Source organism: Mycolicibacterium arenosum, from assembly GCF_024320865.1.
In the GTDB taxonomy this organism is placed as follows: Bacteria; Actinomycetota; Actinomycetes; order Mycobacteriales; family Mycobacteriaceae; genus Mycobacterium; species Mycobacterium arenosum.
Map to the genome: position 1 here is coordinate 332,898 of NZ_JANDBD010000008.1, position 12,725 is coordinate 345,622.

The following is a 12,725-nucleotide window of genomic DNA, read 5'->3' on the forward strand; positions in this document are numbered from 1 at the left end:
CACATGCAGCGGTCGAGCCGGGACATGGCCAGCGTGCCCGCGGCCATCTCGGCGTGGCTGTCGACCGTGATGCCGGGCGGCGTCGCCCCTGAGATCACGGTGGAGAGCGGTATCGACTCCAACGGAATGTCCTCGGAGACCATCGTTCTCACGGGCCGCTGGCAGCAGGACGGTGAGGCCGTCGAGCAGAAGTGGGTGGCCCGAGTCGCCCCCACCGAAGCCGACGTGCCGGTCTTCGACCACTACCGACTGGACCACCAGTTCGAGGTCATCCGCCTCGTCGGTGAGATGACCGAGGTGCCCGTACCCCTGGTCCGCTGGATCGACAACGACGGCACGGTGCTCGGCACCCCGTTCTTCCTCATGGACCACGTCGACGGCATCGTGCCGCCCGATGTCATGCCGTACACCTTCGGCGACAACTGGTTCGCCGACGCTCCCGCGGAGAAGCAGCGCGAACTGCAGGACGCCACCGTCGAGATACTGGCCCGACTTCATGCGATCCCCAACGCGCAGCAGACCTTCGGATTCCTCTCGGAGATCGATCCGGAGGGGCCCACCCCGCTGCACAGGCACTTCGGCTGGCTGAAGAACTGGTACGACTTCGCGGTGCCCGACATCGGCCGGTCTCCCCTGGTGGAACGGGCGCTGGCCTGGTTGGAGGACAACTTCCCCGAGGACGTCGCGGCAGGAGAACCGGTACTGGCGTGGGGCGACTCGCGCATCGGCAACGTGCTGTATCGAGATTTCCGGCCGGTCGCGGTGCTCGACTGGGAGATGGCCACCGTCGGACCCCGCGAACTCGACGTCGCGTGGATCGTGTTCGCTCACATGGTGTTCCAGGAACTGGCCGGCCTGGCCGGAATGCCGGGGTTACCCGACGTCATGCGTGAAGAGGACGTCAGGGCGACCTACGAGCGGCTCAGCGGGGTCCGCCTCGGCGACCTGAGGTGGTTCTACGTCTACTCCGGCGTGATCTGGTGCTGCGTGTTCATGCGCACCGGGGCCCGCCGCGTGCGCTTCGGCGAAGTCGAGCAGCCCGACGACGTCGAGACGCTGTTCTATCACGCCACCCTGTTGAAGAGACTGCTCGGAGAGGACAGCTGATGCTCGGACCGATGGACGAGTTCCCCGTTCACCAACTCCCCCACCCGATCGCGTGGCCGGGATCGTCGGACCGCAACTTCTACGACCGGTCCTACTTCAACGCGCACGACCGCACCGGGAACATCTTCCTGATCTCGGGGATCGGCTACTACCCGAACCTCGGCGTCAAGGACGCCTTCGTCCTGGTCCGGCGCGGAGACGTGCAGACGGCCGTGCACCTGTCGGACGCCATCGATCAGGACCGGCTCAACCAGAACGTGCTGAACTACCGGGTCGAGGTCATCCATCCGTTGCACTCGCTGCGCATCATGATGGACGAAACCGACGGTGTGGCACTTGATCTCACGTGGAACGGGCTGTTCGACGTGGTACAGGAGCAGCGGCACTTCCTGCGCACCGGCACCCGAATCACGCTCGACGCCCAGCGATTCGCGCAACTCGGTTCGTGGAGCGGGCACATCGGCATCGACGGCGAGGAGATCACCGTCGACCCCTCGGTGTGGATCGGATCGCGTGACCGGTCCTGGGGGATCCGGCCCATCGGCGAGGCGGAACCCGCAGGGCGGCCTGCGGATCCGCCCTTCGAGGGCATGTGGTGGCTGTACGTCCCGATGGCGTTCGACGACTTCTCGATCGTGCTCATCATCCAGGAGGAGCCCAGCGGCTTCCGCTCGCTCAACGACGTGACGCGCATCTGGAAGGACGGTCGCGTCGAGCAGATGGGCTGGCCGCGCGTCAAGATCCACTACACGTCGGGCACCCGCATCCCCACCGGCGCGACGATCGAGGCGACCGCCCAGGACGGCACCCCCGTCAGGTTCGACGTGGAATCCAAACTGCCCGTGCCGATTCACGTCGGCGGCGGCTACGGTGGCGACTCCGACTGGATCCACGGCATGTGGAAGGGCGAGAAGTTCACCGAGCGGCTCACCTACGACATGACCGATCCGGCCATCATCGGGCGGGCGGCCTTCGGCGTCATCGACCACGTCGGCCGGGCGGTCTGCACCGAGGGCGCGACGACGTCGGAGGGCTGGGGCCTGTTCGAACACGGTGCGCTCGGTAGACACGACCCGTCGGGCTTCGCCGACTGGCTCACAGTCGCGCCGTAGCGAACAGCGCCGCCGCCGCGACCGCCTCGACCAGGAAGTAGAACCAGTTGGGGTAGAAGGCCGTCGGACCGTCGAACGCCGACGCCAGACGTCCGGCCGCCATCCCCGCGAGCGCCGCTGCGACGGTGAGCAGCACGCCCGCGCGCACCTCGGGGTCGACGGCCGCGTACCCCAGCACCGCGGCGATGGCCAGGCCGAAGCCGCCGTACACGGCACGCACCTCGGATCGGCCCGCGGCGCCGTCGAGCCTGGTGCCGAACGGCGCGACCAGCCGGGCGGGCGCGGCCAGGCCGTAGAGCCCCATAGCCGCGAAGAACACCGCGGCGACGATGATGACGAGCACGCTAACCTCCAGTTCGGCGACGTAGGAGGTCACCATGACACGGTCCGCGGCCGCCGCGCTTCCACGAACCTGCTACCCCGCGGTCTGGCTGTGGCCGGGCCAGGCGATGTACAGCGGGCCTGCCCTCGAGCTCGAGCCGCACTCGGGTTCGGTGTGGTGTCTGGCCGTCGGCGTCGACGGGCCGCTGACCGTGACCGCGGGCACCGACCGCGTCGAGGCGCGCAGCGTCCTGATCCCGCCGCGGCTGACCCACCACCTGACGACGCACGGCGGCCGGCTGGTCTCCTGCTACCTGGACCCCACCTCGGACCGGGCGGCGAACTGCCGCGACGCGTGCCGGGAGACCCGCAGCGAACTGCTCGTCGACCACCGGGCCGCGCTGACGACGCCGCCCGTCGACGACGAATCCGCGCAGGCCTGGTTGAATCTGGCGGCGCCCGCCTCCTCGCACCTGATCGACCCGCGGATCGCCGGGGCGACCACGCTGATTCGCGCGGATCCAGCCGCCGGCGTGCCGGCGTCGGTCCTGGCCGGGCACGCCGGACTCTCGGAATCCCGCTTCCTGCATCTGTTCCGGCACGAGGTCGGGACCAGCCTGCGCCGCTATCGCCTGTGGGTACGGCTCATCCACGCCGGCTCGGCGATCGGTGCGGGCGAGAGCCTCACCACCGCGGCCGCCGATGCGGGTTTCGCCAGCCCCAGCCACCTGTCGGACTCGTTCAAGGCGACATTCGGGCTGACCGCGTCGCGGCTACTGGCGACCGGCGTGACCGTCCGCATTCCGTGAACGGTCGGGCGGTCCGGCACCCCCGGACCTAGGCTCGACAAGGTGAGTCTGGTTCTCGGTCCCGTCCTGCGGCACGTCGGCGATACAACGGCACAGGTCTGGGTGCAGACCGAGAGCGCGGGCACCGTCGAGATCCTCGGCTGCTCGGCAACGACATTCGAGGTGCAGGGCTTTCACTACGCGATCGTCGCCGTCGCCGGACTCGAGCCGGACACCGCAACCGAGTACCAGGTTCACCTCGACGGCGTCAGGGCGTGGCCCGAACCGGATTCGCCGTTTCCGCCGAGCGTCATCAAGACCCGCGGGCCGTCCTCGGTCGACCGGCACCGCGTCATCTTCGGCTCCTGCCGCTACCCCAAGACCGGCGACGCGAAGATCGACGACAAGCTGGGCCTCGACGCGCTCGACTGTTACGCCGACCGTCTCACCCATCTGCCCGTCGCCGAGTGGCCCGACGCGCTCATCCTGCTCGGCGACCAGGTGTACGCCGACGAGTTGACCCCGGAGGTACGCCGCCATCTCGCGGGCCGCCGCCGCAACCGCCACGGCCAGCGTCCACCCGACGAGGTCGTCAGCTTCTCCGAGTACGAGGGGCTCTACCGGCACTCCTGGGGCGACCCCGAGATTCGCTGGATCCTGTCGACGCTGCCGACGGCGATGATCTTCGACGACCACGACATCCGCGACGACTGGAACACCTCGGCGGTGTGGCGCGCCGAGATCAACGAGAAGCCGTGGTGGCGGGACCGCATCCGGGCGGGGCTCGCCTCCTACTGGGTCTACCAGCACCTGGGCAACCTCAGCCCGACCGAACTCGCTGACGATCCCGACTACCGGCGGGTCAGAGACGCCGGCGGGGACAGCTGGCCGCACCTCGCCGAACTGGCCGATCGCGCCGACAGCGAGGTCGACGGCGACAAGGGCCTGCGGTTCAGCTTCCGCTGGGATCTGGGCCGCAGCCGGTTCATCATGGTCGACTCGCGCAACGCGCGCATCCTGGACAGCGGTGAACGGATGATGCTCGGCGAGCGCGAGTTCGGCTGGCTGGAGGATCAACTCGGTGACGTGACCGAGTTGGATCACGTCGTCCTCGGTTCCAGCCTGCCGTGGCTGCTGCCACCCGCGATCGGGGACGTCCAGACGGTCAACGAGATCGCCGCCAACCGATCGGGGCTGCGCGGCTCGTTGGCCGAGAAGGTGCGCCAGGCCGCCGATCTCGAGCACTGGGCGGCGTTCATGAAGTCGTTTCTGCGGCTGACCGAGCTCATCGTCGCCGTCGCGTCGGAGCCGGCCAACGGCCCCGCGACCGTGACCGTGTTGTCCGGCGACGTGCACCACAGCTACGCGGCGCGCGCCGAGGTGCCCGGACGCCACACCGCGCGCATCCACCAACTCGTCTGCTCACCGGTGCACAACTACGTGCCGGGTTTCGTCAAACCGGTGTTCAAGCTCGGGTGGTCACCCCGGGCGGCGCGGCTGACCCGTCGGTGGGCCCGGCGACGCGGCTCCCCCGAGCTGCCGATCAGCTGGCGCAACCTCAACGGGCCGCTGTTCGGGAACACCATCGCCGCGCTGAACCTCCAGGGCCGCCGCGCCGAGGTCGTGTTCGAACAGCCGCGCGGGTCGGGTGAACTGGTGGAGGTCGCGCGGATTCCGCTGACCGACTACAACTAGGCGGTCTGGGTCTGCTCCTGCGGCGCCTCGGCGAGGGGCGCCTTCACCCGGCCGAAGACCATGGACTCCTCGATGCGGTCGAAGCGGTGATCGATGACGTCCAGCACGTAGTTGTGCCGGACGTGCCACGGCCGGTGCACACCGGACTTCGGCAACGCGTGCGGTGCCCGCTTCACGTATCCGGACTCCAGGTTGAAGGTCGGCTTCTCCTTCATCGGCGCGCCACCGAGATGCGGGTAGGCGTGCGTGTAGCCGTGAGCGTCCATGTGCGCCAGCAACTTCGCGAACGCACGGGCCGTCATATCGGCGCGCAACGTCCACGACGCATTGGTGTAGCCGATGCACCACGCCATGTTCGGCACGTCCTCGATGAGGAACTCCTTGTAGACGAACCGGTCGGTCGGATCGACGTCCTCACCGTCCACGACGATCTTGATCCCCCCGAGCGCCTGCAGCTGCAACCCGGTGGCCGTGACGATCACGTCGGCATCGACGCGTTCACCCGAGGTCAGCACGACGCCCGTCGCGTCGACGTGGTCGATGTGGCCCGTCACCACCTCGGCGCGACCGGAGCTGATCTCGGCGAAGATGTCCCCGTCGAGCACCAGGCACATGCGCTGATCCCACGGGTTGTACTTCGGCTTGAAGTGCACGTCGACGTCGTAGCCCCTGGGCAGCGCCGCGATCGTGCGGTTGCGCACCAGCCAGCGGCCGAACTTCGGCAGCTTACGGAACATCACGTAGGTCAGGATGTGGATGAACGCGTTGCGGAAGCGCACCACCGCGTGAGACAGCTTGCGCGGCATGATCTTCCGGATGAACTGAACCATCGGGTCGTGCTGCGGCATCGACATCATGTACGTCGGCGAGCGCTGCAGCATGGTGACCTTCGACGCGGTCTTCGCCAGCGCGGGGATCAGGCTGATGGCGGTCGCGCCGCTGCCGATCACCACCATCTTCTTGCCGGCGTAGTCCAGTTCCTCGGGCCAGAACTGCGGGTGGACGACGTCGCCGGTGAAGTTCTCGATGCCGGGGAACTCCGGGGTGTACGCGTCGTCGTAGTTGTAGTAACCGGTGCCGAAGAACAGGAAGCGGCTCCGATACGACTTCGGGGCACCGTCCTGCTCGGTGTGCACGGTCCAGGTGTCGGTGCTCGAATCCCACTCCGCGGACGTCACGTGCGTGCCGAACCGGATGTGCCGGTCGAGACCGTACTTACTCGCCGTCGCGTCGAGGTACTCGCGGATGTTCGCGCCCTCCGCGACGTTCTCCGACCGCGTCCACGGTTCGTACGGGAAGCTCAGCGTGAAGATGTCGCTGTCGGAGCGGATGCCGGGGTAGCGGAAGAGGTCCCAGGTGCCGCCGATACGCTCTCGACGCTCCAGGATGGCGTAGGTCAGCCGCGGATTGCGCTCGTGGATGCGGTACGCCGCACCCAGTCCCGAGATGCCCGCTCCGATGATGATGACGTCGGTGAATTCGGGCTCAAACTCGCCCATGGAAACCTCCTTGGCTGAGCGCTCGGACCAATCCGCAAGCTCCTTGGTCCCGTCGCGTACCGCCCCACCCTAAGCGCTCAGGTCCGCAGTGCGTCAACGATCTGCGCGAGCGAATCGATCGCGATGGGTCCGGGCTGGTAGACACACACCTGATCGGCGACGTCGGCGACCCGGTCCCGGATGTGGTCGGCCACCTCGGCGGGTGTGCCGCAGGCGGCGATGGTGTGCAGCACGTCGTCGTCGATGAGCGACCCCATCTCCTGCCAGCGGCCCTGCTTCGACAGCGCGTTGAGCTCGGGTTGCAGGTCACCCCAGCCGTGCACCTCGAGCACCGGGCGATACGCCGGTGTCGAGCCGTAGAACGCGAGCAGCTGTCGAGTGGCCGTGTGGTCGTCTCCGACCGACACGATGATCTCCGGGACGATCGCGAACGAGTCGCGATCCCGGCCCGACGCGGCCAGCCCCTCGTCGACGATCGGCAGCGTGGCCTCCTGCAGGAAGCGCTTCGAGCCGAACGGCATGATCAGCAGCCCGTCGGCCACCTCGGCGGTCGCGCGGGTGAGCCGCGGCCCGAGCGCTCCGACGTAGATCGGCGGCGGCCCGTACGGGTTGTCGCGAGGCGTGAACGTCGGGGTCATCAGGGTGTGCCGGTAGAACTCACCTTTGAAGTTCAAGCGGTCCAGTCCGTTGCTCTCCCACGTCGCGAAGATCGCCCGCAGCGCACCGACGAGCTCGACCATCCGGGCGACGGGCCTGTCGAAGTCGGTGCCGTACCGCTTCTCGATCTGGGTGCGGATCTGCGTGCCGAGGCCGAGCGTGAAGCGACCCTGCGACAGGATCTGGTGGTCGATCGCCTGGTGCGCGAGCTGAATCGGGTTGCGTGGGAACGCGATCGCCACATTGGTCATCAGATCCAGGCCGCCGACCGTCGACGCCAGGGTCAGTGGCGCGAACACGTCGTGCGGGCCCTCGAAGGTGAACACCCCGCTGGCACCCGCATCGCGCAGGGCGCGGGTCCGATCGATCGCATCCACAGGGCCGAACAACGCTGTCATGACCTTCACAGCGTGAGAGCCTAGTGGGGTGGAGTCTGTGGACGTCGTAGTCGTGGGTGCGGGTTTCGCCGGTCTGACCGCGGCCCGCGAACTGGACCGCAGGGGCCACGACGTCGTCGTCCTCGAGGGCCGCGACCGCGTCGGCGGCCGCTCGCACACGACGACCATCGCCGGCGCGCCGATCGACCTCGGGGCCACGTTCGTCGGCCCCACCCAGACCGAGGTGAACAAGCTCGCGGCCGACGTCGGATGCCCGACCGTCCCGACGTACACCCAGGGCAGGAACCTGATCCGCTGGCGCGGCCGGGTGCGCGCGTACCGCAGCACCATTCCCAAGCTCTCGATGATCGAACTGGTCGACGTGTCCCGCATCCAGTGGCGATTCGAGCGGCTGAGCAAGCACGTCCCGCTCGCCGACCCGTGGACGGCGTCGGTCGCGCCCAAGCTCGACGCGATCACGCTGGACGGGTGGCTGCGCTCGGTGCACGCGGGCGCCTCGACCCGCGACCTGATGGCGATCATGGCGCGGGTGACATGGGGCTGCGAGCCCGACGAGGTGTCGATGCTGCACGCGGTGCGTTACGTGAAGGCCGCAGGCGGCATCGGGCCGATGCTCGACGTCAAGGGCGGGGCGCAGCAGGATCGCTTCCCCGACGGCACCCAGCCGATCGCGCTGCGCGTGGCCGACGCGCTCGGCGATCGGGTTCGGCTCGGCCGGATCGTCACCCGCGTCACCCACGGCGACGGCGGCGTCACCGCGCACACCGACGCCGGCGCGGTGCGGGCCCGCGCCGCCGTCATCGCGATACCGCCGCAGCACCGCAGCGCCATCACGTTCGAACCCGGCCTGCCCGACGACTACCGCCGGCTGGCCGAGCACTGGCCGCTGGGCAATCTGAGCAAGGCGTACGCGGCCTACGACACGCCGTTCTGGCGCGCCGCCGGGTGTTCGGGCGAGGCGCTGTCCGACGAGGGCCCGGTGTTCATCACGTTCGACGTCAGTCCCGACGACGGACCGGGCGTGCTGCTGGGCTTCACCGATTCGCGGACGTTCGATCCGCTACCACCCGCCGAACGCCGGACCAAGGCGCTGGAGAGCTTCGCCGGCCTGTTCGGCGAGCGCGCGCGGGAGCCGATCGACTACGTCGACCACTGCTGGGGCGCTGAGGAATTCGCGCCCGGCGGGCCGACGGCCGCGGTGCCGCCGGGGTCCTGGACGCGCTACGGGCGCTGGTTGCGCACGCCGATCGACGGCATCTTCTGGGCCGGCACCGAAACCGCCGACGCGTGGACGGGCTTCCTCGACGGCGCGGTCCGATCGGGGCAGCGCGCGGCGGGCGAGGTCGCCGACTTCCTCAAGTCCTAGGAGATGCTGCGGTTCTCGCCGCGGACTGATTCGACGAGCGACCGCAGCTGGGCGTTGACCTCGCCCGGCCGTTCCAAGTTCGCGCAGTGGCCACCCGAAAGCTCCACGAAGGCAGCGAGATTCGGTGCGTCGGCGGCGATCCGGCGCGACGCCTTGATCGGCAGCAGCCGGTCCTTGCGGCTGCCGATCACCAGCGTCGGCACCACCAGGTTGCGCAGCGAGATGTGCGTGGACCCGACCGAGTCGACCAGCGCGCGGGCCCACCCGCCGCGACCGGCCGGGGGCGTCGAGGCGAAGAGCTCGAACACGAAATCGGCGATTGCCGGTTCGGCGTCACGGCCCACGGCGAGCTGCGCCACCAAGCGTCGGCTCTGCTGAATCGAGCCCGGCACCAGCGGCGCGGCACCGAGTTGCTTGAGCAGCGCACCCGCCGCCCGCACCCTGCTACCCGCCAACGGGCGCGGCACCGGAACGAGTTGCACGTCGCGCAGCAGGTCACCGGTCGTCGTGTTGATGAGGGCGACGGCGTCGGCGCACTGGCGCACCCTGGCCGGGTAGCGCTGCGACCACGACGTGATCGCGATGCCACCCATCGAATGGCCGCCGATGACGGCACGCTCCCCCGGTGCGAGCGTCGCATCGAGCACCGCGTCGAGGTCGGCGGCGAGATAGTCCAAGCCGTAGTTGCCGCGTCGCTTCGGTACGTCGCTGCGGCCGTGTCCGCGGTGGTCGTAGGCGATCACCCGGTGATCGCGCGACAGATCGGCGATCTGGTTGGCCCACACCCGGATGGCACAGGTGATGCCGTGCGCCAGCACGATCGGGTAGCCGTCCTCGGGGCCGAACACCTCGGTGTGGATGCGCGTGCCGTCCGGTGACCGGACCTCCACGCTGCGACCCTCGGGCATCGCGTCGACGGGGGCGTAACGCCGTAGTCGAAGAGCCATCCGTTTGCTCCGATCTGCCGGGCACCGTTGCCGCGGCGGGAGAAGTCTAACTAAGTGAACCGCGCGAGGTCATCGGGACCGGACTAGAGGCGCAGGGTGGTCGCGGCGAGGTGGGCGAGCAGCCGCGTCGCGTCGGCGGTGGCCGACCGGTAGGACAGGTAGCCGTCGGGCCGGATCAGCACCGCCTGAGGAGAATCCACCGGGTCGCCGAAACCGTATGCTGCGGAGAGGTTTCCGTGTCCGTCGCGCAGCGTGTCACCGGCCACGGCCGCCACCTCGAGCGACGCCGGCACCGCGATCACTGCGTGCACGTGGCCCCGCGTGGCCGCCGATACCTGCGCGGCGACGTCCTGCGCCCGCCGCCACAGCTGCTCGGTCGTCGCCCACAGCAGCAGCGTGTGACCGGTGTGGCGAAGGGTCTCGTGGAAGCGCAGCGGGCCGGTCACCGCGCTGCGCCGCAGGCCGGTCGCATCGGGGGCGCGCTCACCGGGAATCGGCCCCGCCCCGCCCGCGTCACCGGCGACGATCGGGCTGTCCGCGTAGTGCACCAGCAACTGCGCCGTCCGCAGCACGGCCGTCTGCAGGTCGTCGCCCGCGCCGATGCCTTCACGCGCCGCGCGCACCGTCCGGCCGACGACCTCTTCGCCCACCGGATGACGTTCGGCGTGGTAGCTGTCCAGCAGCCCCGGCGCCGCCTCGCCCCGCACCGCGAGCGCCAGCTTCCAGCCGAGGTTGTACGCGTCCTGCACGCCGGTGTTCATGCCCTGCGCGCCCGTCGGCGGATGGATGTGCGCGGAGTCGCCCGCCAGAAACACCCGGCCCTGCTGGTAGCGGTTCACCAGCCGGTGGCTGATCCGGAACACCGATGACCAGCGCATCGCGCTCGCGGTCGTCGGCTCCGGTGCCAGTCGATCGAGCACCGCCTGCACGTGGCGCAACTCGGGTTTCGGCCCCTCGGAGGAGAGCCCGTGCGCCACGCCGTCCCTGTCGTCGGCGGCCGCGGACAGCTCCTCGGGAACCAGCATCGAGATGCGGTAGCGACACCGTCCGGGCAGCGGGATGCACACCAGCACGTCGTCCACCACTCCGTCGGTGACATGCGAACTGCGCACCGACATCCCCGGCTGCACACTCCAGTCGAGTTCGACGTCGGCGAGCATGTACTCCTCGGGAAACGCGTCGCCGTCGAACGTCAGCCCCAGCGACCTGCGCACCAGGCTGTGCGCCCCCTCGGCGGCCACCAGGTACTCCGCGTTCACCTCGCGCTGCCCATCGGCGTCGCGAAGGGTCGCGGTGACCCCGTCGTCGTCCTGCCGCACCGCGACCAACTCGAGTCCGCGATGCACCGATGTCCCGAGGTCGGCGAGATGCGCCCCGAGGATCTCCTCGGTCGCGTACTGCGGCAGGCTGATGAACCCGTAGGGCACCTGCTCGGGCACGTCGAACCGCACCTCGCCGACCTGCTGGCCGTTGACGTACATCACCTGCCCGAGCATCGACTGCGACGCGCTCAGCGCACGTTCGATGACGCCCACCTGGTCCCAGATCTCGAGCGTGCGCGGCTGGATACCCACCGCCTTGGCCCACGGCGCGACGCCGTCGCGCTTGTCGACGATCAGCACGTCAACGCCGCGGCGGCGCAGCTCGACAGCGGCCGAGAGGCCCACCGGTCCAGCACCGACGACGATCACCTGGACGTCCACGCCCGGTGACATTACGGGAATGTCAGCGCGGCAGGATCAGCACCGGCTTGACCGCACGGCCACCCTTCGCCGCCGACCACGCCCGGTCGAAATCGGTGAACTCGAAGCGCGTCACCAGCTTCTCCAGAGGCAGCTCGCCGCGACGCCACAACTCGGCCAACCGCGGGATGAACACGTGCGGGTCGCCGTCCCCCTCGACGACGCCGCGCACCCGCAGGCCCTTGGCCATGACCAGGCCGACGGGCAACTCCGCGGTGAGCGCCCCGAGGCCGACCAGCGCGAGCGTGCCGCACGCCTGCAGTGCGGCCAGCGCGCCCGCGATCACGGGAGCCAGGGCCGTCGTGTCGATCGCCGCGGTCGGACCGCCGCCCGGCAGCGCGGCGAGCACCGCCGCAGCGTCGTCGACCGCCGGGTCGATCACCGCCGTGGCCCCGAGTTCGGTTGCCAGCGCCCGCCGTTCGGCGATCGGGTCGACGGCGACGATGTGCGCGCACCCCGCGATCACCGCACCCATCACCGCGGACAGCCCGACGGCTCCCGCGCCGAAGACGACCAGGGCGTCGTCGGCACCCACCGACATCGCATTGAGCACCGTGCCGACGCCGGTCTGCACGCTGCACCCGAGTGGGGCGGCCAACGCGGGGTCGACGTCGGACCCGACGACCACGGTGTTGGCAGGCCGGGCCAGCACGTGGGTGGCGAAGCTGGACTGTCCGAAGAAGCCGCCGCGCAACGGGTTTCCCCGGATGCTGAGGGCGCCGCCGGTGTCCCCGCGCATGTTGAGCGTCGTCGACTGCGCGCAGTAGGCCGGCCGGCCCCGGAGGCAGTTCGCGCACCCGCCGCAGCTGGCGAAGGTGAGCACCACCCGGTCACCGACGGCGGCGCGGGCGCCGGGCGCGGCCTCGACGACGATGCCCACGCCCTCGTGGCCGAACACCATCGGCAGCTTCCTGGCGGGCCACCTCGCCGAAACCGACACGTCGGTGTGGCAGATGCCGGTCGCCTCGATACGCACCAGCACCTCGTCGTCCGCAGGCGGCCTGACCTGGACGTCGGCCAACTCGGGGTCGGCCCCCTCCGCGAATACGACAGCGGCGCGTGCATCGATCACTCCGGGATGTTAAATGGACCG

General features: G+C 69.6%; 11 protein-coding genes. 5 read left to right on the plus strand and 6 right to left on the minus strand.

The annotated features are described in order from the left end of the window. Positions 1 to 3 precede the first annotated feature (3 nt). Together NM203_RS20725 and NM203_RS20730 are read left to right on the plus strand one after the other, a co-directional pair. Entirely contained in the window at positions 4 to 1,107 is a 1,104-nt protein-coding gene (locus tag NM203_RS20725) for a phosphotransferase family protein (RefSeq protein WP_255062304.1), read from the plus strand. Next, positions 1,107 to 2,219 (plus strand): Rv3169 family protein, encoded by a 1,113-nt coding sequence (locus NM203_RS20730; protein WP_255062228.1) that lies wholly within the window; start codon positions 1,107 to 1,109, stop codon positions 2,217 to 2,219. Before NM203_RS20725 ends, NM203_RS20730 begins: the two co-directional genes overlap by 1 nt. Here the strand turns inward: NM203_RS20730 and NM203_RS20735 are convergent. Then, a complete protein-coding gene (locus tag NM203_RS20735) occupies positions 2,203 to 2,598 on the minus strand; it encodes a DUF4345 domain-containing protein (protein ID WP_255062229.1) in 396 nt (131 codons plus the stop codon). The two genes, NM203_RS20730 and NM203_RS20735, sit on opposite strands and share 17 nt — an antisense overlap. On the opposite strand from NM203_RS20735, the gene NM203_RS20740 reads away from it, so the two are divergent. Next, the gene (locus NM203_RS20740; protein WP_255062231.1) at positions 2,597 to 3,349 is read left to right on the plus strand and encodes an AraC family transcriptional regulator; all 753 of its coding nucleotides are present in this window, start codon (positions 2,597 to 2,599) and stop codon (positions 3,347 to 3,349) included. The genes NM203_RS20735 and NM203_RS20740 overlap by 2 nt on opposite strands. A 42-nt stretch (positions 3,350 to 3,391) precedes the next feature. Further along, a complete protein-coding gene (locus NM203_RS20745) occupies positions 3,392 to 5,023 on the plus strand; it encodes an alkaline phosphatase D family protein (RefSeq protein ID WP_255062233.1) in 1,632 nt (543 codons plus the stop codon). On the opposite strand, the gene NM203_RS20750 is transcribed toward NM203_RS20745, so the two are convergent. Continuing rightward, the gene (locus NM203_RS20750; protein ID WP_255062235.1) at positions 5,020 to 6,522 is read right to left on the minus strand and encodes a flavin-containing monooxygenase; all 1,503 of its coding nucleotides are present in this window, start codon (positions 6,520 to 6,522) and stop codon (positions 5,020 to 5,022) included. The genes NM203_RS20745 and NM203_RS20750 overlap by 4 nt on opposite strands. 77 nt (positions 6,523 to 6,599) lie before the next feature. Continuing rightward, positions 6,600 to 7,577 carry a TIGR03617 family F420-dependent LLM class oxidoreductase gene (locus tag NM203_RS20755; RefSeq protein ID WP_255062306.1) on the minus strand — a complete coding sequence of 326 codons (978 nt, stop codon included), beginning with the start codon at positions 7,575 to 7,577 and terminating at the stop codon, positions 6,600 to 6,602. Between the two features lie 28 nt (positions 7,578 to 7,605). Here NM203_RS20755 and NM203_RS20760 point away from each other — a divergent pair, with 28 nt between their 5' ends. Further along, positions 7,606 to 8,943, plus strand: a complete 1,338-nt coding sequence (locus tag NM203_RS20760; protein WP_408633384.1) for a flavin monoamine oxidase family protein — start codon at positions 7,606 to 7,608, stop codon at positions 8,941 to 8,943. On the opposite strand, the gene NM203_RS20765 is transcribed toward NM203_RS20760, so the two are convergent. The 3 genes from NM203_RS20765 to NM203_RS20775 all read right to left on the minus strand — a co-directional run bounded on the left by NM203_RS20765 (position 8,940) and on the right by NM203_RS20775 (position 12,704). After that, entirely contained in the window at positions 8,940 to 9,890 is a 951-nt protein-coding gene (locus NM203_RS20765; RefSeq protein ID WP_255062236.1) for an alpha/beta fold hydrolase, read from the minus strand. The two genes, NM203_RS20760 and NM203_RS20765, sit on opposite strands and share 4 nt — an antisense overlap. A gap of 83 nt (positions 9,891 to 9,973) precedes the next feature. Beyond that, the gene (locus tag NM203_RS20770) at positions 9,974 to 11,605 is read right to left on the minus strand and encodes an FAD-dependent oxidoreductase (RefSeq protein WP_303624918.1); all 1,632 of its coding nucleotides are present in this window, start codon (positions 11,603 to 11,605) and stop codon (positions 9,974 to 9,976) included. 10 nt (positions 11,606 to 11,615) lie between these two features. Further along, positions 11,616 to 12,704 (minus strand): NAD(P)-dependent alcohol dehydrogenase, encoded by a 1,089-nt coding sequence (locus NM203_RS20775; RefSeq protein WP_255062237.1) that lies wholly within the window; start codon positions 12,702 to 12,704, stop codon positions 11,616 to 11,618. Positions 12,705 to 12,725 lie beyond the last annotated feature (21 nt).